The 21,870-nt window shown below is 65.4% G+C and carries 19 protein-coding genes and 2 pseudogenes; 9 read left to right on the plus strand and 12 right to left on the minus strand.

All coding sequences use genetic code 11. The features are described from left to right. Positions 1–40: 40 nt before the first annotated feature. Together K2Y42_RS00495 and K2Y42_RS21225 are read right to left on the minus strand one after the other, a co-directional pair. Positions 41–895, minus strand: coding sequence for a hypothetical protein (locus K2Y42_RS00495; RefSeq protein WP_291147307.1), 855 nt, complete (start codon positions 893–895; stop codon positions 41–43). Positions 896–1,058: 163 nt separating this feature from the next. Further along, positions 1,059–1,505 (minus strand): annotated as a pseudogene (locus K2Y42_RS21225) (M48 family metalloprotease); the annotation flags it as partial. Here K2Y42_RS21225 and K2Y42_RS00505 point away from each other — a divergent pair. Beyond that, positions 1,471–1,614 (plus strand): hypothetical protein, encoded by a 144-nt coding sequence (locus K2Y42_RS00505; protein WP_291147313.1) that lies wholly within the window; start codon positions 1,471–1,473, stop codon positions 1,612–1,614. The pseudogene K2Y42_RS21225 and the gene K2Y42_RS00505 sit on opposite strands and share 35 nt — an antisense overlap. A 409-nt stretch (positions 1,615–2,023) precedes the next feature. On the opposite strand, the pseudogene rpsU reads toward K2Y42_RS00505, so the two are convergent. The 3 genes and pseudogenes from rpsU to purE all read right to left on the minus strand — a co-directional run. Beyond that, a pseudogene (rpsU, locus tag K2Y42_RS21230) lies at positions 2,024–2,239 on the minus strand (30S ribosomal protein S21); the annotation flags it as partial. Positions 2,240–2,502: 263 nt separating this feature from the next. Further along, positions 2,503–3,585: a 5-(carboxyamino)imidazole ribonucleotide synthase gene (locus tag K2Y42_RS00515; protein ID WP_291147319.1), complete on the minus strand. Its 1,083-nt coding sequence runs from the start codon at positions 3,583–3,585 to the stop codon at positions 2,503–2,505. Then, positions 3,582–4,076 carry a 5-(carboxyamino)imidazole ribonucleotide mutase gene (gene purE, locus K2Y42_RS00520; RefSeq protein ID WP_291147322.1) on the minus strand — a complete coding sequence of 165 codons (495 nt, stop codon included), beginning with the start codon at positions 4,074–4,076 and terminating at the stop codon, positions 3,582–3,584. The genes K2Y42_RS00515 and purE overlap by 4 nt, the downstream gene beginning before the upstream one ends. Positions 4,077–4,328: 252 nt before the next feature. Between purE and K2Y42_RS00525 the strand changes: the two genes are divergently transcribed. From K2Y42_RS00525 to K2Y42_RS00535, 3 genes are all read left to right on the plus strand, one after another. Beyond that, complete coding sequence (locus tag K2Y42_RS00525; protein ID WP_291147325.1) at positions 4,329–5,936, plus strand: class I SAM-dependent methyltransferase; 1,608 nt, start codon at positions 4,329–4,331, stop codon at positions 5,934–5,936. 95 nt (positions 5,937–6,031) lie between these two features. Continuing rightward, positions 6,032–7,801: a L,D-transpeptidase family protein gene (locus tag K2Y42_RS00530; RefSeq protein WP_291147328.1), complete on the plus strand. Its 1,770-nt coding sequence runs from the start codon at positions 6,032–6,034 to the stop codon at positions 7,799–7,801. A 101-nt stretch (positions 7,802–7,902) separates the two neighbouring features. Next, a complete protein-coding gene (locus K2Y42_RS00535; protein WP_291147330.1) occupies positions 7,903–8,568 on the plus strand; it encodes a tetratricopeptide repeat protein in 666 nt (221 codons plus the stop codon). Between the two features lie 66 nt (positions 8,569–8,634). Here the strand turns inward: K2Y42_RS00535 and K2Y42_RS00540 are convergent, their stop codons facing one another. The 4 genes from K2Y42_RS00540 to K2Y42_RS00555 form a co-directional block, all read right to left on the minus strand. After that, positions 8,635–8,850 carry a hypothetical protein gene (locus K2Y42_RS00540; protein ID WP_291147333.1) on the minus strand — a complete coding sequence of 72 codons (216 nt, stop codon included), beginning with the start codon at positions 8,848–8,850 and terminating at the stop codon, positions 8,635–8,637. Positions 8,851–9,099: 249 nt separating this feature from the next. Beyond that, complete coding sequence (locus K2Y42_RS00545) at positions 9,100–10,761, minus strand: cisplatin damage response ATP-dependent DNA ligase (protein WP_291147336.1); 1,662 nt, start codon at positions 10,759–10,761, stop codon at positions 9,100–9,102. An 8-nt stretch (positions 10,762–10,769) separates the two neighbouring features. Beyond that, positions 10,770–11,783, minus strand: a complete 1,014-nt coding sequence (locus K2Y42_RS00550) for a ligase-associated DNA damage response exonuclease (protein ID WP_291147338.1) — start codon at positions 11,781–11,783, stop codon at positions 10,770–10,772. 126 nt (positions 11,784–11,909) lie between these two features. Continuing rightward, positions 11,910–12,116 (minus strand): DUF465 domain-containing protein, encoded by a 207-nt coding sequence (locus K2Y42_RS00555; protein WP_291147340.1) that lies wholly within the window; start codon positions 12,114–12,116, stop codon positions 11,910–11,912. A gap of 284 nt (positions 12,117–12,400) precedes the next feature. Here K2Y42_RS00555 and K2Y42_RS00560 point away from each other — a divergent pair, with 284 nt between their 5' ends. Further along, positions 12,401–12,574, plus strand: a complete 174-nt coding sequence (locus K2Y42_RS00560) for a DUF465 domain-containing protein (protein ID WP_291147343.1) — start codon at positions 12,401–12,403, stop codon at positions 12,572–12,574. 469 nt (positions 12,575–13,043) lie between these two features. On the opposite strand, the gene K2Y42_RS00565 is transcribed toward K2Y42_RS00560, so the two are convergent. Next, positions 13,044–14,672, minus strand: coding sequence for an acyl-CoA synthetase (locus K2Y42_RS00565; RefSeq protein ID WP_291147346.1), 1,629 nt, complete (start codon positions 14,670–14,672; stop codon positions 13,044–13,046). 687 nt (positions 14,673–15,359) lie between these two features. On the opposite strand from K2Y42_RS00565, the gene K2Y42_RS00570 reads away from it, so the two are divergent. Both K2Y42_RS00570 and K2Y42_RS00575 read left to right on the plus strand, forming a co-directional pair. Continuing rightward, a complete protein-coding gene (locus tag K2Y42_RS00570) occupies positions 15,360–15,632 on the plus strand; it encodes a DUF4170 domain-containing protein (RefSeq protein WP_291147349.1) in 273 nt (90 codons plus the stop codon). 102 nt (positions 15,633–15,734) lie between these two features. Further along, positions 15,735–17,558 carry an ABC transporter ATP-binding protein gene (locus K2Y42_RS00575; RefSeq protein ID WP_291147352.1) on the plus strand — a complete coding sequence of 608 codons (1,824 nt, stop codon included), beginning with the start codon at positions 15,735–15,737 and terminating at the stop codon, positions 17,556–17,558. A 25-nt stretch (positions 17,559–17,583) separates the two neighbouring features. Here K2Y42_RS00575 and K2Y42_RS00580 read toward each other — a convergent pair whose 3' ends face one another. Further along, positions 17,584–18,264 (minus strand): sulfur transferase domain-containing protein, encoded by a 681-nt coding sequence (locus K2Y42_RS00580; RefSeq protein ID WP_291147355.1) that lies wholly within the window; start codon positions 18,262–18,264, stop codon positions 17,584–17,586. A 293-nt stretch (positions 18,265–18,557) separates the two neighbouring features. Here K2Y42_RS00580 and K2Y42_RS00585 point away from each other — a divergent pair, with 293 nt between their 5' ends. Both K2Y42_RS00585 and lpxK read left to right on the plus strand, forming a co-directional pair. Next, positions 18,558–20,597, plus strand: coding sequence for a glycosyltransferase N-terminal domain-containing protein (locus tag K2Y42_RS00585; protein WP_291147358.1), 2,040 nt, complete (start codon positions 18,558–18,560; stop codon positions 20,595–20,597). Continuing rightward, on the plus strand, positions 20,587–21,630 hold the full coding sequence (lpxK, locus tag K2Y42_RS00590; protein ID WP_291147361.1) for a tetraacyldisaccharide 4'-kinase: 1,044 nt from the start codon (positions 20,587–20,589) through the stop codon (positions 21,628–21,630). Before K2Y42_RS00585 ends, lpxK begins: the two co-directional genes overlap by 11 nt. A gap of 10 nt (positions 21,631–21,640) precedes the next feature. Here lpxK and K2Y42_RS00595 read toward each other — a convergent pair whose 3' ends face one another. Then, entirely contained in the window at positions 21,641–21,868 is a 228-nt protein-coding gene (locus K2Y42_RS00595) for a DUF2093 domain-containing protein (RefSeq protein ID WP_291147364.1), read from the minus strand. Positions 21,869–21,870: the final 2 nt, after the last annotated feature.

Consider the following 21,870-nt stretch of genomic DNA (forward strand, 5'->3'; position numbering starts at 1 on the left):
CGCGGGCTAGAGCGCTCTTCACGTTAGATTTCCGGGGACGCTAGAATGCCGAGCCGTCGTAGGTCGCGATGCCGATCAGAGCGAGCACGGTGTAGACCACCAACGGCACGATGACGCCGACGAGATAGGGGTATGCCTTCAACCGGCCGGCGCTCGTCTTGAGTTCGCTCATGATGATGTAGCCGCCCATGCCGCGGCGGAACCAGCCCGTCACCTCGCCGTTCGCGCCGATGTGCGGCTTGATGCGCCGCCAGCCGGTCCACATGTCGCCGATGGGCCCCCAGAGCGAGCGGAAATCGATGGTCGTGCGACCGGTCGTATCGGCGAAGATGGTGTCTTCTCCGATGACGGAGCCGGCGTTGGCGCGGCCGATGACCTGGCCCTGCAGGCGGACCGGGCGGCCGACCATCGGGGATGCCGCAACGTCGCCCATCAGCGCCACGACATCCGTGTCGGTGGGCTGGGTGAAGGGATACGTGATCGGGATCAGGGCGGCCCAGACGAGCAGCATGGCGGGCACGGCCATCAGCGCAATGATGGGGACGCCCGAAGCGATGCCCGTGCCGACGAGACCGATGAGGGTCAGCACCGGCAGGATCGGCAGCGCAAGCTCGCGCAGGAACTTGCGCCACAGGGCGGGCCGATTGACGTTGGCGGCGCGCGCTGCTGCCTCGACGTCGATGTCCTGGAACGGCTGGCGTTTGTCGCGTGCAATGGCCGCGAGCGCCTGGATGCGCTTGCCGGTGAGGGGATGCGTCGAACTCAGCTCGATGAGCTTGGCCCAGGGATTGTAGATGTCGAACAGCATGGCGCGTGCGGTCGCGTTGGGCTGCGTTTTCGCGGCCTCGACGACGAGCCCGAGGTGGCTCGCGCCCTTGAAGTCCATAACGCCCATGTGGCGCGTGGAGGCGAGAAGCTGGCGCGTCTCGTCGCTGTCGGTCGCCTCCGCGATGCCGTAGGCGATCTTGACGAGGGCGTTGGCGAGGTGGCGGGCTTCGACGCGCTCGGCTGTACGTGCCGAGCAGGTACATCACATAAGAGGCGATGCCGATGGCGGCGAGGGCGTTCTTGCCTTTCGAATCTCCGCCGCCGGATTTCGTCTTTGTGAGGCTCGAGTAGATGACGTAGAGCATCTGCACGAGGGTGCCCGCGACCGTCATGACGAGGAAGTCGCGATTGACGATGTGGCCCAGCTCATGGGCGACGACGGCGCGGGTCTCTTCTTCGTTCAGGAATTCGAAGATGCCGTCGGTCAGCACGATGCGCGCGCCGGGCCTGAAGATGCCGTAGGTGAAAGCCGTGGGATTGCGGTCGGGGATGATGCCGACCGAGGGCGCCGTGAAGCGGTATTCGCGGGCGACGTCGTGGACGATGCGGTGGACGTGCGGATAGCGCACCTTGAGGTCTGAATCGTCGAGCCAGGCGACCTTGTTGATCCATTTCAGCATCAGATCCGTGAGCCAAGGGCTGATGAAGAAGATCACCGTGTTGACGATCAACACCATGACGAGGGCTGCGCCGACGTCGAGGGAGCCCGCGGCAACGAGCGCGGCGATGACGATGCCGGCGACCATTGCGGTGAGGAGCGAGAGGGTGACGAAGGATGCGAAATAGAGTTTGGCCATATACGGACGATAAGTCAGCGGAAGAACGAGGGCCAGACGCGTTTTCTCAATCGTCCACGATGTGCTGAGATGTTGCTTTGCCGGTACGGCAATGGCGCGCTCGTGTGGCGGGGCTGGCGCTTCTATCGCGCGGCGACGACAAAAAACGCCGCCGGATTGTTATCCAGCGGCGTCGAAAATTCTATCGGGTCGCATTCGGCGAGGGCCCGTGAGGCCCCGCGTCCAGCTTAGCGGCTGCCGTAGCCGCCGCCGCTGTTGCCGCCGCCATAACCGCTGCCGCCAGCGCCACCACTGTAGCCACCGCCGGTCGAACGGCCGCCTGCGCCACCTGCACCAGCACCGCCACGACCGGCGCCACCAGGACCACGGGCTGCGCCAGGGCCGCCACGGGGTGCGGCGGGCTTGCCCGGAAGCAGGCCTTCGCGCTGCAGCTTCTTGCGTGCGAGCTTGCGAGCGCGGCGGACGGCCTCAGCCTTTTCGCGCGCCTTCTTCTCGGACGGCTTCTCAAAATAGTTCCGGAGTTTCATCTCACGGAAAATACCCTCGCGCTGCATCTTCTTCTTGAGCGCCTTGAGGGCCTGGTCGACGTTGTTGTCGCGAACGAGTACCTGCAAGCGGTGACCTCTGGAGTTTATGGATCTCAGAAATAATACGGGCCCCAAGCTCCGGGGGCTGACCCCGCGGTGCTTCGAGCAGAATGGATTTGGCTGGCTTCTAGCAAAGGTCGCGGCCCTTGTCCACGGGCGCTCTTAAGGAATTTGGCGCTATTTCGCAGCGGCGGGCGGGATTTGTGATCCGGGGGCTGAAAAATGCGCCCGGATGCCACGTCTGGCGGCGGGAATCGGGAGTGCGACAAGTGCGGCTCGGGCCTTAAGACTTAGCGCGCCTGATGGGGCTTCAGCCGGTTGACGTGGCCCATCTTGCGGCCCGGGCGGGCTTCGGGCTTGCCGTAAAGATGGAGGGCGGCGTCCGGTTCGGCGGCGAGCTGCAGCCAGGCGTTCACGTCGGCGCCGATCAGGTTGGTCATGGTGACGTCGGAATGGCGGTCGGTGGGGCCGAGCGGCCAGCCTGCGACGGCGCGAATGTGGTTGGCGAACTGGCCGCAGAGGCAGGCGTCCATGGTCCAGTGGCCGGAGTTGTGCACGCGCGGCGCGATCTCGTTGACGACCAGCGGCTCGGCGGCGTCCGGCAGATAGAACAGCTCGACGCCGAGCACGCCGACATAGCCAAGCGCGGTGGCGATGGCGCCCGCAATCTCCTGGGCGCGTGCCGCGTGCGCAGCGGGGAGCGGCGAAGGGACGGTCGAGGTGTCGAGGATGCCGTCCTTATGCGTGTTGAGGGGGATGTCGTAAAAGCGTATGTCGCCCGCAAGCGAGCGCACGACGAGCACCGACACCTCGTAGGCGAACGGCACCAGGCCTTCGAAGACAGACGGCGCGCCTTTCAGCGCTACAAAGGCGGCGGGAAGATCGGCGCCCGCTTTGACGCGAACCTGACCCTTGCCGTCATAGCCGAGGCGGCGCGTCTTGAGGATGCCTGCCTCGCCGATGATGCCGACGGCGTCGGCGCAGGAGGCCTCACTATCAATGGGCGCGAAGGGCGCGACCGGAATGCCGATGCCGCGGATGAAGGTCTTTTCCTCGAGCCTGTCCTGCGCGACGGCCAGGGCCTTCGGGCCGGGACGGACGGGCTTGACGGCCTCGGCGGCAGCAGCCGCTTCGAGTGGCACGTTCTCGAATTCATACGTGACGACATCGACGGCGGACGCAAAGGCGCGGATCGCGTCGGTGTCTTCGTAGGGGGCAATGGTGGAGGCGGCCGCCACATCGCAGGCGGGCCCCGGCACGTCCGAATAGATGTGGCACTTGAGGCCGAGCGGCGCGGCGGCGAGCGCCAGCATGCGACCGAGCTGGCCGCCGCCGAGGATGCCGATGGTGGCGCCGGGGGGAAGTGCGGTCATTCGCGTTCGGGCTCTTCAGCGACGCTCGCGGTCTGGCGTGCGCGGTAGGCTGCAACGCGCGCGGCGAGTTCTGGATCGGAGAGGGCAAGGATCTGGGCGGCGAGAATGCCGGCGTTAGTCGCGCCGGCGTCGCCGATGGCTAGCGTGCCGACGGGCACGCCGCCCGGCATCTGGACGATAGAATAGAGGCTGTCGAGACCGGACAGGGCCTTCGACTGGACCGGAACGCCGAGTACCGGAAGCGTGGTCATGGAGGCCGTCATGCCGGGCAGATGTGCCGCACCGCCCGCGCCTGCGATGATGACTTTGAGGCCGCGGTCGACTGCGGAGCGGGCGTAGGAGACGAGACGGTCGGGCGTGCGATGGGCCGAGACGATCCGCACCTCGTAGGCGACGTGCAGCTCGTCCAGCACGGCGGCCGCACGCTTCATGGTCGGCCAGTCGGACTGGCTCCCCATGATCAGTCCCACTTCGGCGCTGCGCTGGGTCATCGGATTGTGTCCCGGGTGCCCTGCCGGAGCAGGGGGCCATCGAGGAAAACGGGCGATGTAGAGGAGGACGCCCCCGCTGGCAAGGCGAAAGGCGCGGAATACACCGCAGTTTGCTTAAGGAACCGGGGCGGGGGAAGGGTTTCCGGCGGCTTTTCCAGTCGGCGCTCGAATCGCCTATCTTTCCGTGGCCTGCCGACCCGTCGCAGGCGGCGTGCGGCGTCGCCACGGGAAACTTCTAGGCGCGGTAGATACATGACATCCCCATCCTGGACGGCCGGATACGTCTCCGAGCTCGACTATACGCACGGCTATTATCGGGAAATGAGCCCGCTCAACCTCGAGCTGGCCATGCTGTCGCGGATGCAGGCGCATAGCGTCGGGCGGCCGCTGCGCTATCTCGAGCTGGGCTTCGGGCAGGGGCTTTCGCTCAACATTCACGCGGCGGCGAACGAGGGTGAGTTCTGGGGCACGGATTTCAATCCGACCCAGGCGGCCAACGCGCGTGAGCTGGCGCAGGCTTCTGGCGCAAATCTGCGCGCGCTCGACCAGTCATTCGAGGAGCTGCGCGGGCGCGACGACCTGCCGGAGTTCGACGTCATCGTGCTGCACGGGATCTGGAGCTGGATCTCGGACGAGAACCGCCGCGTCATCGCCGACATCGCGCGCAACCGGCTGGCCGTCGGCGGCATCCTGTATGTGAGCTACAATACGACGCCCGGGTGGTCGCCTGCTATTCCGTTGCGCCACCTGATGTCGCTCCATCTCAATCTCGCGACGGGCGAAGCGAACGGGCTCGGCTCGCGCATCGATGCGGCGGTCGATTTTGCGGAAAAGGTCATCGACAGCAACGCGCTCTATTTCCGTGCCAATCCGGCCGTTGCGGAACGCCTCAAGGCGATCAAGAACCACAATCGCAACTATCTGGCGCACGAGTTCTTCAATGCCGACTGGCATCCGATGCCGTTCTCGGAGGCTGCGGCCTACCTCGAACAGGCCAAGCTCTCGTTTGCGGCGTCGTCCAATCTCGTCTCGCACATCGATGCGCTGCATCTGACGGGACCGCAGCAGCAACTGCTGGCCTCGATTGCGCATCCGATGCTGCGCGAGTCCGTGCGCGACTACTGCGAGAACCAGCAGTTCCGCCGCGATATCTTCGTCAAAGGTCCCCGCACGATGACGCAGCCGCAGCAGATCGAGCTGCTGCAAAGCTGGCGCTTCATGTTGACGAGCCAGGAACGCGACGTGCAGTACAAGATCGCGGGGCCAGTGGGTGAAGCGCAGCTTCAGGGAGACGTCTACCGGCCGATCGTGGCGGCGCTGGCCGAGGGCCGGCATGCGCCCAAGAGTTTCGCCGAGCTTGCAGCTCACCCGACGCTGCGGACCGTGACGGCCGCGCAGATGGCGCAGGCGCTGTTCGTGCTGACCGGACTCGGGCACGCGAGCGCGGTGCACAGTGAGCAGCGGATCGCGGCGGCGCGTCCGCGCACGCGGGCGCTCAACAACGCGCTCATCGAACGGGCGGTGTTCTCGGGCGATGTCGGATACATCGCAAGCCCGGTGACGGGCGCGGGTGTTTCCGTGGGGCGGATACAGCAGCTCTTCCTGCGCTCGATCGCGCGCGGGCGTAGTGCGCCGCAGGAGTGGGCGGTCGATATCTGGCCGTGGATGGAACAGCAGGGGCAGCGGCTCATGCGGAACGGGAAGCCGATTCCGACTGCAACCGAGAATATTTCGGAGCTGGCTGCCATGGGGCAGGAGTTCGCCGAAAAGCGGCTGGTGCTGCTCGATGCGATGGGCGTCGTCGATCACGCCCGTGATGATGCGTCGGTTTCTCCGGGATTGAGCATTGCGGCGGCATAACCACACCCGGCCCGCAACCGGCGGGCGGGGCGCTGCTTGCCTTGGTGCCCGCAAAGTCTTGGTTTTAAGGTCTCGAATAGAGTGAGGAGGCGCGGATGGGCCGCATCTGTCTGTTTGCAATCGCTTGCGTGCTGCTTGCTTGCGCGAGCGTCGACGTGCAGGCTCAAACGGCTGCGGCGCAGCAGGGGCAGCGGATTGCGGTCGCTGGGCCCGACAGCGCGTCGTCGCTTTCGGCTGAATCCGATGCGGGTGCAGTCAAGCCCGAGGATCGGATCGATCAAGGCGGCGAACCCGCTGCAGCCCCGCAATCGCCCGCGATGACGCCCGGCTCCGCAGGGACGACGCCCGGCTCCGCAGGCGATGGCGCCGCGGCACCGAATGCTGGCGCGGCTCCTGTAGCTGCGCCCTCGACGCCGTTCGGCGAGGCGCTCAAAGCGCGCCTCGATCTGATCCCCGACACCGGATCCGATGAAGAAAAGAACGAGCGCGCGGCGTTGATCGCGTTCTATGGTGCGCGCGGATACCAGGCGCTCTGGACCGACGACAAAGGCTTCACCGCGGACGCGAACGCCGTCGTTCAGGTGTTCGGCGCGGCCGGTGAGTGGGGGCTGGAGCCTTCCGATTTCGTAGCGCCCAAGATCGCGGCGCCGGAGGCCGATGCGGGCCACCTCTCGCCTGAAGCGCAGGCGGCCGCCGAGGTGGAGCAGTCGCTCGCGGCGCTCAAGTATGCGCGCTATGCACGTGGTGGGCGGATCATGAATCCGGCCGCCGATCTCAATTCCAATCTCGACCGCAAGCCGCAGCTCATCGCGCCGGCCAAGGTGCTCGACGGGCTCGCCGCCGCGTCCGACAAGAGCGCCTATCTCACCGGCACGCATCCCCGGCATCCGCAGTTCCAGCGTCTCAAGGAGAAGTACGTCGAGGCGCTCGCGAAGGGCGCCAAAGGCAAGCCCAACGCGCTCGCCAAGCGGATCCAGGCCAACATGGAGATGTGGCGCTGGATGCACGACGATCTCGGCGACATGTATCTGATGGCCAACGTGCCGTCGTACATGATCGAGATCGTCAAGGGCGGGCAGACCATCCACACCGAGCGCATTGTCGTCGGCGAGATCGGCAAACAGACGTCGATCTTCACGCGGTCGCTCAAGAACATTGTGTTCAACCCGATGTGGCGCGTGCCGGAGAGCATCAAGGTGCACGAGCTGTGGCCGAGCCTGCGGCGCGGCGGCGGGTTGATGCGCCAGTACGGGCTCGAAGTTGAGACGAAGGACGGCCGTCGCCTCGATTGGCGGACGATGGACTGGAACAAGCTCGACATCCGCGACTACGAGGTCGTGCAGCCTGCGGGGCGCAAGAGCGTGATGGGGTACGTCAAGTTCTCGTTCCCGAGCCAGCACACGATCTTCATGCACGACACGCCCGACAAGTGGATGTTCAATTCCAAGCAGCGCACGCTGAGCCACGGCTGCCTCAGGCTTCGCAATCCGCTGCGCGTGGCGGAGATCATTCTCGCGGAGGATCGGGGGTGGGATGCGGCCAAGGTGCAGGATCTCGCCAAGAACGGCCCGATGAACAACGAGATCGTGATGGAGAAGCGCATCCGCATGCATCTCGCCTACTTTACGGCGTGGGTGGACGACAGCGGCGCGCTCAAGACCTACAGCGATATCTACGGCCACGAGAAGCGCGTGACGCAGGCGCTCGAAGGCAACTGGACGAAGATCTCCAAGGGGCGCGATCATCTGGCGCCTGTCGAGCCCAATCGGACGGAGCTCGCAAACAAGCCGGAACAGAAGCCGTCGCGGGTCTCGCAATCGGCGAGCGACGACTTCTTCAGCGGGTTCTTCAGCGGCGGGTTCTAGCGATCGCGGGTTGAGGCTTGCGACGGGGCCTTCGGGACGTGTCGCGGTAGCGCGGCACGGATCAGTCATGGGGTGTCATAAACCGGCGCTAGGCTGGCGCGATGACGACGACACTCTCAAGCCTGCCGTTTTGGAGAACAGCGCTCTTCATGGGGGCGACTGCCGTCTCTGTCTCGATTGCCCTCGCTGCTGCGGCTCGCGGCGATACCTCAGCCGATGAGCTGGCTGCCTGCCAGCGTGCGACCGATCCGCCGCTCAAGATCGCGCTCTGTTCGAAGGTTGCGGACAACTCTTCCGAGATCGAGGACATCCGCGCCGAGGCGCTTCTCAACCGGGGGTTTGCGCACGCGGCTGCGGGACGCGACGCGGATGCCATCGCCGATTTCACGCGCGCTATCGCGATCAATCCTGAGTACGGGGCGATCTATGTCAACCGTGGCGCTTCCTATGCGCGCGCCGGGGAGATGGACAAGGCCATCGAGGATTTCACGACAGCACTTACCATCGAGTCCGCGGATGGCGCAGCACTTCGGTCTCGTGGTGCTCTCTATCTGAAACAAAGCCGTTTCGATCGGGCGCTTGCCGATTTCGATGCGCTGGTTGCGCTCGATCCGGGTGACGCGGACGCCTATGTTGCGCGCGCGATCGCCTATGAGCAGAGCGGCGACGCGAGGTTGGCCGAGCAGGACTACCGCACGGCGCTTTCCCTCGATGTCGACAACGAGATGGCCCGGGATGGGCTGGCGCGGCTCAGCGGCGCGTTCTAGCAGCGAGACGTTGTCGCTGCGTGACAGTCGAAAGGCCAAGCCGAGGCCTGGCCTTTCGATGTCGGACTATTTCTTCTTCTTACGAGCGTCTGCGCACTTCTTTTCCTTCTTGTCGAAGTACTTGTGCTCGCCGCAGTGACCGGCCTTGTCCTTCTTCTTCTTTTTGATCAGAACAAGGGCGTCCTGAGCGGACGGCTTGGCGACCGAGAGCGTAGCGGCGTGGGCGCCGGCTACGGACGCGCTTGCAATGAGACCTGCAAGCACGAGCTGTGCAATCTTCATGATCGTACTCTTTCTGTTGGGTTTGTTTCCGCGAAATGGGATACAGCCCGTGACACTCCCCCATGGGTTGCCCCGCCGTCCCCGCGCTCTTATCCAAGCTCAAAGCAATCGGATTATTTCGGTGCCGGATTTTATTTTGTGGCGATCGTGCAATGGTCGTCGACGGCGCGTTGCATTCGACTGACGAGAGAGCGCACGACTTGTTTCAATTCGGGGAATACGAGCTGGGGCGGAAAGTGACCACGCCTTCTACCTCGCGAGCGCGTTTGCAGCGTTCGCGACGAGGCGCTGCGCGGCCGTGAGCGTATCGGCTTCGACGGCCGGCTTGTCCCAGCGGATGCGGTGAATGCGCGGAAAGCGCATGGCGAGGCCGGACTTGTGGCGCGGGGACGGAAAGATCGCGTCGAACGCGACCTCGAGCACCAGACGCGGTTCGACGGCGCGGACGGGACCGAACTGTTCGACCGTGTGATTGCGCACGAAGCGGTCGATCTCGATCAGCTCCGCATCCGTCATGCCCGAGTAGGCTTTGCCGACCGGCACGAGCTCGTGGCCGGGATAGATGTCGCCGCGCGGTCCGGTCGCGGCCTCAGGGTTTTCGATCTCGCGCCAGACGCCGAAGGTGTAGTCCGAATAGTAGGACGAGCGCTTGCCCGAGCCGCGCTGCGCGTACATCAGCACGCAATCGAGCGTCAGGGCCGCGCGCTTCCACTTGAACCAATGACCGCGCGGGCGGCCGGAGAGATAGGGGCTCGTCCAGCGCTTCAGCATCAAGCCTTCGATGCTGGCCTCGCGCGCGTCTGCCCAGAGCGCATCGAGTTCTGCGCGCGTTTCGAACGGCACGAGGGGACTGACGTCGGTGAGGGGCGGGCCGTGTGCGCTGTGCCAGGCTTCCAGCCGCAAGCGACGCTCGCGGAAGGACAACTCGCGCAGATCCTCGCCGTCGACGATCAGGAGATCGTAGAGGCGGACGTGGGCGGGATGATCCTTCAGCATCTTGCCGGTCACGACTTTGCGGTTGAGGCGCTGCTGCAGATCGTTGAAGGCGGCGACCACGCCGCGGCGCGCCACGAGCAGTTCGCCGTCGGCCAGCACGTCGTGCCTTTCGAACGCCGAGACGATCTCGGGGAACGAGCGCGAGATGTCGTCGCCGGTGCGCGAGAAGATGCGCACGTGGCCGCCGTGGGCCGCGATCTGCACGCGGATGCCGTCCCACTTCCATTCGGCGGCGAAGTCTTCCGGTGCGAAGCTCGCCCAGTCCTGCTCCTCGATGGCGTGTGCGAGCATGAGGGGGCGGAAGACGGGCTTGCCGCCGGCATCGGGGCGCGGTGCTTTGCCTTCGAGCCAGAGAAAGAGATCGGTGTAGGGCGGCTCGAGTGCGTGCCAGATCTCCTCGATGTCTGAAACGCCGACAGCGTGCGCCGCCGTGTCCGGGCGGATCTCGGCGAGTGCGGTCTTGGCGAGGCGGGCCGAGACGCCGACGCGCGGGGCGCCGCCGACGAGCTTGAGCAGCGCCCAGCGGCCGCGCGTGTCGAGGCGATCGAGCAGGTGGCCGAGCGTGCCGGCGATTTCGGAGGGCGGCGCATTCGCGATGGCCGTTACGACCTCCGAGAGGCGCGGCGGCGGGGGGCGGTCTGTGGGTTCTGGCCACAACAGCGCGACCGTCTCGGCGGTGTCGCCAACGTAGTCGCGCGAGAGGGCATAGAGCACGGGATCGACGCGCGTTTCGAGCAGCGTGGCAAGGCTGCGCCGCAACGGAAGGCGCGGGAACAGGCCGTCGGTCAGGGCTGCAAGCGCGTAGCCGCGATCGGGATCGGGCGCTGCGCGAAAATATTCGCTGAGAAGCGCGAGCTTGCCCTTCCGCGATGGCGTTGTCGTGAGGGTGTCGAGCAAAAGCGCGAAGGGCTCCATGCCGCGTGCTACTCCCCTTCCTCGTCGAAGCCGACGAGGGCGAGAGCGCGCGCCTTGAGGCCGCGGCGCGTCAGCTCATACACCAGCGCGTCCTCGCGGCCGTGCGTGACCCAGACGTCCTCGGCGCTGGTTTCGAGGATGGTCGAGATCAGCTCCGGCCAGTCCGCATGGTCGGAGATGACAAGCGGCAGCTCGACGCCGCTCTGGCGCACGCGACCCTTGATGCGCATCCAGCCCGACGCGAATGCGGTGACCGGATCCGGAAAGCGGCGCGACCAGCGGTCGGCGATGGCGGACGGCGGGCCGATGACCAGAGCGCCGGCAAGATCGGCGCTCTTGTCGTCGGGGACGGCGCGGCAGTCGCCGAGGTCGACGCCGAGCTTCGCGTAAAGCTCGGTTATCGCGAGATGGGCGCCATGGAGATAGATCGGCGCGTCGTAGCCTGCTTCGCGCACGAGGCGAATGACGCGCTGGCATTTGCCGAGCCCGTAGGCGCCGACCAGATGCGCGCGATCTGGATTGCGGCGCATCGATGCGAGCAGGCGGGCGATCTCGCTGGCGGCGTGCTCGTGGCGGAAGACCGGCAGCGCGAATGTCGCTTCGGTGACGAACACATCGCACGGCACCACCTCGAACGGGGCGCACGTCGGATCGGGGCTGCGCTTGTAGTCTCCGGAGACGACGGCGCGCTGGCCGTTCCACTCGAGCACGACCTGCGCCGAGCCGAGCACGTGGCCGGCCGGAACGAGGCGGACGGCCACGCCATCGAGGTTCGTCGTCGCGCCGTATGCGGCGGGCTCGAAGCGTCCGGCGGCTTCGGTGCCAAGGCGTACCTTCATGATTTCGATCGTTTCCGCGGTCGCGAGGACGGCGCCGTTGCCGGGGCGGGCATGATCGCTATGGCCGTGCGTGACGATCGCGCGCTCAACGGGCCTGGCGGGGTCGATGTAGACGCCGGCGGGCGCGCAGTAGAGGCCACGCGGTGTTGGGTAGAGCCACTGATCGACGCCGGCGGCGCGCATCGTCCTCAATAATCCTGCATTGGGCCTGCATTCGGGCCATCACCGTGGCCACCCATCGGGGAGGACTGAACGTGGGCGGCGGGGAGGAGGTTTCAAGGGCCGCACATCCGCGCTCGGGCGGGGAGGTCAGGCGATGATGTCGGGCAGGAGCCGGTCTTCGATCTTGGTGATCTGGTCCTTGAGGGCGAGCTTCTTCTTCTTGAGGCGCCGGATCGTGAGCTGGTCGGCCGAGCCTGCGATCTCGAGCGCGAGGATCTCGTCATCCAGCAAACGGTGCTCGGCGCGGAGCTTGACCAGCTCATCGCGAAGCTCCCTGTCGTTCTGCCGCTGCATGTCGCCGCTCGTTGGATTTCGAGAAGATTTCGAGGTTTTGGCCCGCCGTGACGCTCGAGGTTAAAATTCTCAGGCGGGCGCGCGGGACTATCCTCTCATTTGTTAAACCACGCAAGGTTCACGCGTGGTCTAGAGAACAATCACCCTGAAAATACGGATGTTTACCGGACTTATGCTGTCTCGCCCGGTTTAATGAAACGTTTGTAACAACACCTCTTCGATTGGACAGGTCGTGGCAAATCTGTAACAATGGTTTCGTCTTAAGCTTTGAAAAGGAGGTCAGGATGGCGCTATCGGCTCATCTTCAGGAACTCTCAGAGAAGCACCGGCAACTCGAGCGTCGGATTGAAGAGGAGACACTCCGGCCAGGATCTGACGATCTCGCGATCCGCCGGCTCAAACAAGAAAAACTAAAACTCAAAGACGAAATCCTTCGGTTGGAAATCACCCGGCACTAGAGGTCTTCAGGAGCTGCGAGCGCGGCGGTTCTGAGACTGCCGTGATCGCCAGTTCCGGACTCTAATCCCGATATATCCATCTCGTTTGCATCCTCGCTGTTTAGGCGCGGACGCTGGATTGTGCGCGGTCTCTCTTGGCAGCCTCTTTCGAGGCGTGCGCATGGGGACGTGCCCAGGCTTGCGGACGTGTGGAAGCGGCATGCTGAGGATGCGTGAGAGCGGCTGGGTGGAATGACGATTGCGTCGGCGTCGCGTGTTGCGACGCAGTGCGTACGCATCGGCTTTTCGCCATCGCTTTGACGCGGCGCTGGGGCACGCGCTGGTGTCTTTTGCCCGGCCGTGCGCGCTCTGATGGGGTGCGATAGCGGCATGCCCACTGTTTCTCGCACAATGACGCTCACGCCTTCCGCGCCACGCGTTAAGCCACTCTGTCAGTGAGGCACGAGGCGGGTTTTACAAGCGCTTTGCGTCAGGCTGATTTTGCCATCTCGCGCAGCTTGAACTTCTGCACCTTGCCCGTCGAGGTCTTCGGCACCTCGGTGAAGACGATGCGGCGCGGCGCCTTGAACTTCGCGAGGTGCTCGCGGCACCATTCGATCAGGTCCTCTTCCGTGACGGTGGCATCGGGCTTCAGCTCGACGAACGCGCACGGCGTTTCGCCCCACTTTTCGTCCGGCTTTGCGACCACGGCGCAGAGCGCGACGGCGGGATGCTTGTAGAGCACGTCTTCGACTTCGATCGAGGAGATGTTCTCGCCGCCCGAAATGATCACGTCCTTCGAGCGGTCCTTGATCTGGATGTAGCCGTCCGGATGCATCACGCCGAGGTCGCCGGAATGGAACCAGCCGCCCTCGAATGCCTCGGCGGTGGCCTCGGGGTTCTTCAGGTAGCCCTTCATGACAATGTTGCCGCGGAACATGATCTCGCCGATCGTTTCGCCGTCGGCCGGAACCTCGGTCATCGTGACGGGATCCATGACCGTCAGTTGCTCGAGCGCGGGATAGCGCACGCCTTGGCGGCCGCGCAGCGCGTCCTTCCGGGATTTCGGAAGGCTATCCCAGGAGCTGTGCCATTCGTTGAGCGTCGCCGGTCCGTAAGTTTCCGTGAGGCCATAGAGATGCGTGAGCGCAAAGCCCGCTTCGTCCATGCTCGCCATCACCTGCTCCGGCGGCGGGGCGGCGGCGTGGTTGAAGGCCACGCGGTGAGTGATCTCGCGGCGCTCTTCCGGCCGCGCGTTGAGCAGCGTCGACATGACGATGGGCGCCCCTGAGAGGTGCGTGACCTTGTGGTCGACAATGGCGTCGTACATCGCTTTTGCGCGCACCCAGCGGAGGCACACGTTCGTTCCAGCGACGAGCGAGATCGTCCACGGAAAGCACCAGCCGTTGCAGTGAAACATCGGCAGCGTCCAAAGGTACACCGGGTGGCGCGTCATGCCGGTGGCGAGCGCATTGGCGTAGCACATGAGGGCCGCGCCGCGGTGGTGGTAGACGACGCCTTTCGGATTGCCGGTGGTGCCGGACGTGTAGTTGAGGCTGATGGCGTCCCACTCGTCGGCCGGCATGCGCCAACGGTAGCCAGGATCGCCGCTGGCAACGAAGTCCTCGTAGTCGAGATTGGACAGGGCATCGCCGCGCTGGGGAAATTCGAGATCGTCGTAATCGATGATCAGGGGCCGGGACTTGGCGATGCTCAAGGCCTGCTTCATGAGGGGCGAGAATTCGCGGTCTGTGATCAGGAGCTTGGAGCCGGCGTGATCGAGCTGAAAGGCCACGATTGGCGCGTCGAGGCGCGTGTTCAGGCAATGGAGGACGGCGCCCGTCATCGGCACCGCGTAGTGGGCTTCGAGCATGGCCGGCGTGTTCGGCAGCATGACCGACACCGTGTCGCCGGAGCCGATGCCGCGGCCGGCCAGCGCGGACGCAAGCCGCCGGGCGCGGGCGTAGAACTCGGCGTAGCTGATGCGCTGCGATCCGTGGATGATGGCCGTGTGGTCCGGATAGACCGATGCGGCGCGCTCCAGCAGACCCAGCGGGGATAGTGGCTGGTAGTTCGCCGCGTTTTTCGCGAGGCCGATGGTGTAGGGGTTTTCGGTCATGTGCGGGCGTTCTTGAGACTGCGTTTTCCGCAACGCTAACGACTGTCAGGCGTGCGAGCAACGCCGTTCCGCACTGCGATACGTTTGGGCGAAACGCATGCGGGACGTTCAGGCGGGGGTGGAGTAGCCGTTGTTCGCCACACAGGCTTCAAATGCGTGCGCAATTCCCGGATCGGACTTGAAACACGCGGGGTGCCTTGTAGACTTTAGCCGTATGTCGTCTGGCGCCCTTTCAGGGAGGCGGAAATGACGGACGGGAAGGCGGAAGTCTTGGCACTTTGGGTGGTGGCCGTGCTGGTGCTGATGGCGCCGTGGGCCTTGCTCTAGGCGGGGCTCTTAGGCGGGTTGGGCGAACGGTCTGAAGCCGCGGTGGCGTGCCGCTGAAAAGACTTCGGCGCGGCCAGGGTTTCCTGTGTCCGCGCCGTGCCTTTGATTTCCCCGTCGACTTCTGAGCGGCCGTCTTGTGCGACCATGCTCTGAATGTGCCACACGGAGATAGAGATCTCCTTAAAAAGGCTACTTAATTTCGTGTAATTGGGTGCGTCGTTTTACGGTCCGCCGGCGGACATATCGGGCGCGAACGAGACGCCTCCGAGCCGGTTGCTGCGCTGCGCCTTGAACCGGTCGCGCCGTTAGGGCAGGAAGACAGAAAAGGGAGGGCCGAATGGCTCCCCCAGGAGATGGAACATGACTGCCGACGGCGAAACAGCCCCGAAGCAATTGCTGCATCTGGTTTTCGGGGGCGAGTTGAAGGACCTCGAGCGAATCGAGTTCTCCGATCTTTCGGCGCTCGATATCGTCGGTATCTTTCCGAACTATGCCGAAGCGTTGGTGGCTTGGAGGGCAGCCGCCCAGAGGACCGTCGACAACGCGTCGATGCGCTACTTCATCGTGCATATGCATCATCTGCTGGAGCCTGATGCTCTCAGCGGCCGCCTTGGGGCCAAAGTTGGGGCGTGACCCTAATGGTCTCCACCGCCGCCCGGGCGGAGAGCCGCAACCGGCGGTCGTTTTGCGTGGGCGCTGCGCGATGCGTGAGAGTTTGAATTCGGGAATGCGCCTTTGACCCAGAAGAAGCAGAAAAAGGATTCGCGTGGGGTGGCGTTCGACGCCCGCTCGCGTGCGCTGCTGTCCCGGTTCCTGCACGATTGGGTTCGCCCGCGGTGGCGCGAGCTGCTCGTCGCTCTGGCGCTGACGGCTGGTCTTGCGCTTGCGACCGGCGCGTATCCGATGGTCATCAAGTTCTCGTTCGACAGCCTGCTCAAGGGCGATGTGTCCTGGCTGCCGTGGGTGCTGGTCGGCATCATCGGCATCACGGCGGCTCGGAGCGTGTTCCTCTACATGCAGACGGTGACGACGCAGCGCATCGTGCTGCGGCTGCAGACCGACATGCAGAACTACACGTTCCGCCACCTCATCAATGCTGACTACGCTCGCCTGACGCGCGATACGCCGGGCCGCCTCCTGTCGAAGCTGACGAACGACATGCAGTTCATCCAGCAGGCGTCGCTCGCCTCGATGAACTCCATCATGCGCGACACGCTCTCGGTCGTCGCGCTGGTCGGCTCGATGTTCTATCTCGACTGGATGATCTCGCTCGTCGTGCTCGGCGTGTATCCGTTTGCGGTGGTGCCGATCGCGACAATCGCGCGGCGCGTGCGGCGGAACTCGACGCAGACGCAGGCCGAGCTTGGCGGCATGACCTCGCTGCTTGCCGAAAATCTCGGCGCAACGCGTCTGATCAAGTCGTTCCGTCTCGAGGAGTTCGCGTCGAACCGGGTGAGCCGGAGCTTCGAGGAGGTGTTTCGCCTCAAGCTCAAGGGCGTGCAGGTCAAGGCGCGGCTCGAGTCGCTGCTCGAGGCGCTCGGCGGTCTTGCCGTGGCGGGCGTCATCTGGGTTGCGTATTGGCGGATTTCGAGCGGGGCGGCAACCGTCGGCGACTTCATGGGCCTGACGGCGGCCCTGCTGATGGCGGCCCAACCGCTCAAGGCGATCGGCGGCCTGATGGCGCGGTTGCAGGAGGGGCTGGCCGCAATCGAAAGCGTCTACGGCATTCTCGACGAGCAGCCGACCAACCGGGACCTGCCGGGCGCCAAGCCGCTTGCGATCAGCAGCGGTGAAGTCGCGTTCGACCATGTGTCGTTCCACTACGGCGACGCGAACATTCCCGCTGTCACGGACTTCACGCTGCTGGTCAAGGGCGGGCAGACAGTGGCGCTCGTCGGGCGCTCGGGAGCCGGCAAGTCGACGCTGGTCAATCTCGTGCCGCGGCTGTTCGACGTCACGGGCGGCAGCATTCGCATCGACGGACAGGATACGCGCGAAGTGACCTTGGCGTCGCTGCGCCAGGCGGTTGCGATCGTGAGCCAGGACGTGACGCTGTTCGACGACACGATCCGCTCGAACATCGCCCTCGGCAAACTCGACGCGACGGACGACGAGATCGTGGCGGCGGCAAAGGCTGCTGCTGCGCACGAGTTCATCCTCAGCCAGCCGGAAGGCTATGCGACCATGATCGGTGACCGGGGCGTGCGTCTCTCCGGCGGACAGCGCCAGCGTCTCGCGCTGGCGGCGGCGATCCTCAAGAACGCGCCCATCCTGCTGCTCGACGAAGCGACCAGCGCGCTCGATACGCAATCCGAGCGGCTGGTGCAGCAGGCGCTTGCGGAATTCACGCGCGGGCGGACCTCGATCGTCATCGCGCACCGGCTCTCGACGGTGCAGAACGCGGATATGATCTGCGTCGTGGATGCCGGCACGATCATCGAAACCGGCACGCATGCCGAACTGGTCAGCCGGGGTGGCGCCTATGCGCGGCTCGTGCGCGCGCAGCTGCTCTCGGACGCGGATGCGGACAGCCCGCCGCCGGGACTTCCGCTCAACTAACTAGGACCTGACGCCGGGCCGAGGACTATTCGCGACGGAAGATGCCGTCGACGATGCGATTGGCCCAGCGGAGCGAGTGCAGCCGGCGTGTGACCTCGTCCGGATCGTAGACGGTTTCCACCCAGTCGTAGAATTCGATGGGAGTTTGGGCCGCATACTCCACGTAGGCGTCGAGGAAATGGTCGAGCACGCCGGTGTCGGCGTGGCGGATGTGGCCGTAGGCGAGCGAAAGCTGCTTACGTGCCTCCTCGATGGGGAGCCGCTGGCGGGTGTGCAGGTAGAGCGCGCTCATCAGGCCGACGCGGTCGGCGCCCGATTTGCAATGCATGAGGATCGGGTACTCGACGGTCGCGAACAGGTCGCGCGCGGCGAGAACCTCGTCGCGGCTCGGTGCGGCGCGTGAGCGGATCCGGAAATCGCGCAGTGTCACGTTGGCCGCCCGGCACGCCTCGCTCTCGATTGCGTAGGTGGAGGTGTCCACCTGGCCGCGCAGGTTGACGATGGTGCGGATGCCGCGCCGGGCCGCGTCGCGGATCTGGTGCGGCAGCGGTTGGGCCGCGCGCCAGGCCTCATCGGAGAGCTTGTGGCGGTTCGGAAAGACGAGGCGAATAAACAGGTGGTCAAAGACGAGCATGTCGCCATAGCGGGCCAGCGGCGCGGCGCGCGTCTGCCATGACGGAGGCAGGATCGCGGAAACAGCTCTCATCCCCGCCGAAGCAGAGCGGCGAAGTGCGCGCCGTGCCCGTTTGGTGATGGATGGCATCTGCTTTTCGTGATTCCAGACGTTCTCTCAATCGCCCCCGGTCCACGCCGCGGCAGGCGGGGTGCGGCCACGTTCAACCGGTGGGTAACATCATCTTGTGGGCCATGTCGAACCCGATGTTGGCTTCAGTCGGCAGATGGTTGCGTCAGTCGCTTATTCACTATAGGAAAATTGCCGGACTTGGCGCGGGGCGACGCGGGGCGTCCCCACCGAAAAAAGGCGAGAGAAGCCGATCGATGGCACAATCGCCAGAGCAAGACTGGAAATTTCGCAGCTTCATAGGCAGACGCGCCGCGCGCTTCACACGATTCGTGCGCGCCACATCCACGGTGGTCATAGAGCCTCCGGATGCGCCGCGCCTGCTCGAAGCTTATCACCCCTTCATCCTGGCGATGTGGCACGGGCAGTTTTCGCTCATGCCGACGCTGCGCGAGTTGCACGGGCGCGCCTACCGGGTGTCGGCCATTGCGGCCAGGCACAAGGACGCCGCTCTGATCCGGTCCCTGCTCGGGGAGTTCGACATCGAGGTTGTGCAGGGGGCCGGCGCGGGTAACCGCAAGCGCGACCGGGGCGGCGCCTATGCCCTGCGGACGGCGCTGAAGCTCCTTAAGGGCAACAGCACCTTCTCGATGACGGCCGATGTGCCGCCGGGGCCGGCGCGCCGGTCGGGCGTGGGCATCGTGACGATTGCGAAATTCTCTGGCCGGCCGATCGTGCCGTTCGCGGTCGCGACCTCGAAGTTCGTGGCGCTGCCGACGTGGAGCCGGATGACGATCAACCTGCCGTTCTCCAGGCTGGCCTATGTCATCGGTGAGCCGATCTGGGTGCCGGCCGAAGCGGATGTGGACGCACTCGCGGTCTATCAGGGCAAAGTCGAAGCGGAACTGAATCGCGTCACGGATCGCGCCTATGCGCTTGTCGGGGCCAACGTCGCGCGCGTCACGCCTCCGGCGCCGCCCGAACCGATCACGGGGCCCGTTCCCCCCGGCCATGCGCTCAAGGTTTATCGCGGTGCGACGGCGGCGTTCGGCACGGCGGCTCCCATGCTGCTCTCCTGGCGTTCGCGGCAAGGCAAGGAAGATCCGGTCCGGCGCGGGGAGCGCTACGGGCGGGCGAGCCGTCCGCGCCCGGCAGGGCCGCTGGCATGGTTTCACGCGGCCAGCGTCGGCGAGACGAACGCCGTGATGCCGGTCATCGAGCGGCTGCTCGCGGAGCGCGCTGATCTGTCCGTGCTTCTGACCACGGGTACGCTGACGTCGGCGGCGCTGGCGCAGAAGCGCCTCGGGCCGCGGGCTTTTCATCAGTACATCGTGCTCGACGTGCCGTCCTATGTGCAGGCGTTTCTCGATCACTGGAAGCCGGATCTGGCAGTGTTTGCCGAAAGCGAGATCTGGCCAAACCTGATCCTCGAGGCGTCGGCGCGCGGCGTTCCCCTCGCGCTCGTCAACGCGCGCATGTCGACGCGCAGTGGGCGGCGCTGGCGACGTCTCAGCTCGGTTTCGCGGCCGCTGTTCTCTCGCTTCGATCTCATTCTGGCGCAGAACGATCCGATGGCGCGCGCATTCGAGGAGCTCGGCGGGCGGCACGTGCAGGCGCTGGGCAATCTCAAGATCGATGCGCCGCCGCCTGTCGTCGATGCAACGGAGCTCGAGCGTCTCAGCCACGCGCTCGGTGGCCGGCCGGTGGCAGTTGCGGCCAGCACGCACGATCCCGAAGAGGGCATTGTCGGGCGCGCGCATAAGCTCGTAGCGGACAAGCTGCCGGGCTTCTGCACCATCCTCGTGCCGCGACATCCGGGGCGCGGCAAAGCCATCGCGGACATGCTGGTGGCGCAGGGCCTCAGAGTAGCGTTGCGCTCGAAGGGCGAGCTGCCATCTGCCGATACCGACATCTACATCGCCGACACCATCGGCGAACTCGGAACTTTCTATTCGCTCGCGCCGGTCGCCTTCATCGGCGGCTCGCTGATTGCGCACGGCGGACAGAACCCGGTGGAAGCCATTGCGCACGGTGCGGTCGTGCTGACCGGACCTCACTGGAGCAACTTCCGGGACTTCTACAAAGCGCTGTTGCGCCACAAGGGCGCGCGCGAGGTCGAGACCGCCGAGCAGCTCGCGGAGTCGCTTCTTGCGCTTCTGACGAACGAGGCGGAGCTGCTGCGCATGCGCGAGGGCGCGCAGCAGGCTGTCGCATCACTCGCCGGGGCGCTGGACCGCACGGTCGAAGCGCTTCTGGCCATGCTGCCGGAAAGCCCGCAGGCGCGCCGTGCGTCTTGATGAGCCATCGTGGTGGTACGGCGCGGGTGACGGCAACTCTCTTCCTGCGCGCCTGCTGACGCCCATCGAACACATCTACGCGGCGCTTGCCGAGCGGCGTTTTGCGACGGCGAAGCCGTATCAGTGCGGCCTGCCCGTCATCTGCGTCGGCAACTTCACCGCGGGCGGCACGGGAAAGACGCCGCTGACGCGTTTCCTGATCGAGCGGCTTGGCGCGCGTGGCCTGACGGCTGCGTGTCTGTCGCGCGGTTACGGCGGCTCGCTCGCGGGGCCGGTATGGGTCGACGGCGAGCGTCATACGGCGCGCGACGTGGGCGATGAGCCGCTGCTGATTGCGCAGGACGCGCGCGTGATGATCGGGCGGGATCGCGCGGCAGCGGCCTCTCTGATTGCGAAGAGCGGCGGGATCGATGCCGTGATCATGGATGACGGATTGCAGAACCCGTCGCTGGCCAAGGATCTCTCGTTTGCCGTCGTGAGCGCGCAGCGCGGGCTCGGCAACGGGCGGGTCATTCCGGCGGGGCCGCTCAGGGCGCGGTTCGAGTTTCAGCTCGGTCTTGTCGACGGCATCGTCGTGATGGGATCGGACGCGGATTTCGACGCCAGCCATTTCGATGCGCTGCGCAGCCGCTTTCATGGTCCGGTGCTGAGGGCCGCCGTGGTGCCGGTGGCGTCTCTCGGTGCCGTTGCGGGGCGCGCCGTGATCGCCTACGCGGGGATCGCCAATCCGGAGCGCTTCTTCCGGCTGGTCGAGAGCTTCGCGCCCGATGTGTTGGTGCGCCGCGCCTTTGCCGACCACCATGAGTTTTCGGAGGCCGACGCGCGTGCGCTCATTGCCGAGGCCGACAGTATCGGCGCCGATCTGGTCACGACCGAAAAGGATGCCGTGCGGCTGAAACGTGCGACGGGGGCGCGGGCGGAACTCGCGCAGCGTTCGCAGACGCTGCCGATCCGCGTCGCGTTCGACGAGCGCGACCTGCTGCGGCTCGACGCTCTCATCGATGGGGCGTTGAAGGGTGTCGCGCGGCGGTGAGACGGCCGTATCAGGCGGGCTTGCGCACTGCTTCGAGGTAGCGGTTCAGGGAGACCTCGGCCGACGTGTAGGCTTCCTGAAGCTCGACGCTCCAGTAGCGAAGATCCGGAAGCGCGATCTTCTGGCCGGTCACCGCGCAGAGTACGTAGTCGCCGGGCGCCACGACCTGGAACTCGCCGTCCAGGTAGCGAACCTGGGCCTCGCCGCGCATGCCGAAGATTTTGTCGAAGCGGTTCATCA

Source organism: Hyphomicrobium sp. (assembly GCF_019744875.1).
Lineage (GTDB): Bacteria > Pseudomonadota > Alphaproteobacteria > Rhizobiales > Hyphomicrobiaceae > Hyphomicrobium_C.

What these genes read in the sequence shown, in the direction of transcription:
- K2Y42_RS00495 (WP_291147307.1), bottom strand. Translation starts at nt 895, where the DNA reads ATGGGCGTTATGGACTTCAAGGGCGCGAGCCACCTCGGGCTCGTCGTC.
- K2Y42_RS00505 (WP_291147313.1), top strand. Translation starts at nt 1,471, where the DNA reads ATGAAGAAGATCACCGTGTTGACGATCAACACCATGACGAGGGCTGCG.
- K2Y42_RS00515 (WP_291147319.1), bottom strand. Translation starts at nt 3,585, where the DNA reads ATGACCGCACTTCCCCCCGGCGCCACCATCGGCATCCTCGGCGGCGGC.
- purE (WP_291147322.1), bottom strand. Translation starts at nt 4,076, where the DNA reads ATGACCCAGCGCAGCGCCGAAGTGGGACTGATCATGGGGAGCCAGTCC.
- K2Y42_RS00525 (WP_291147325.1), top strand. Translation starts at nt 4,329, where the DNA reads ATGACATCCCCATCCTGGACGGCCGGATACGTCTCCGAGCTCGACTAT.
- K2Y42_RS00530 (WP_291147328.1), top strand. Translation starts at nt 6,032, where the DNA reads ATGGGCCGCATCTGTCTGTTTGCAATCGCTTGCGTGCTGCTTGCTTGC.
- K2Y42_RS00535 (WP_291147330.1), top strand. Translation starts at nt 7,903, where the DNA reads ATGACGACGACACTCTCAAGCCTGCCGTTTTGGAGAACAGCGCTCTTC.
- K2Y42_RS00540 (WP_291147333.1), bottom strand. Translation starts at nt 8,850, where the DNA reads ATGAAGATTGCACAGCTCGTGCTTGCAGGTCTCATTGCAAGCGCGTCC.
- K2Y42_RS00545 (WP_291147336.1), bottom strand. Translation starts at nt 10,761, where the DNA reads ATGGAGCCCTTCGCGCTTTTGCTCGACACCCTCACGACAACGCCATCG.
- K2Y42_RS00550 (WP_291147338.1), bottom strand. Translation starts at nt 11,783, where the DNA reads ATGCGCGCCGCCGGCGTCGATCAGTGGCTCTACCCAACACCGCGTGGC.
- K2Y42_RS00555 (WP_291147340.1), bottom strand. Translation starts at nt 12,116, where the DNA reads ATGCAGCGGCAGAACGACAGGGAGCTTCGCGATGAGCTGGTCAAGCTC.
- K2Y42_RS00560 (WP_291147343.1), top strand. Translation starts at nt 12,401, where the DNA reads ATGGCGCTATCGGCTCATCTTCAGGAACTCTCAGAGAAGCACCGGCAA.
- K2Y42_RS00565 (WP_291147346.1), bottom strand. Translation starts at nt 14,672, where the DNA reads ATGACCGAAAACCCCTACACCATCGGCCTCGCGAAAAACGCGGCGAAC.
- K2Y42_RS00570 (WP_291147349.1), top strand. Translation starts at nt 15,360, where the DNA reads ATGACTGCCGACGGCGAAACAGCCCCGAAGCAATTGCTGCATCTGGTT.
- K2Y42_RS00580 (WP_291147355.1), bottom strand. Translation starts at nt 18,264, where the DNA reads ATGAGAGCTGTTTCCGCGATCCTGCCTCCGTCATGGCAGACGCGCGCC.
- K2Y42_RS00585 (WP_291147358.1), top strand. Translation starts at nt 18,558, where the DNA reads ATGGCACAATCGCCAGAGCAAGACTGGAAATTTCGCAGCTTCATAGGC.
- K2Y42_RS00595 (WP_291147364.1), bottom strand. Translation starts at nt 21,868, where the DNA reads ATGAACCGCTTCGACAAAATCTTCGGCATGCGCGGCGAGGCCCAGGTT.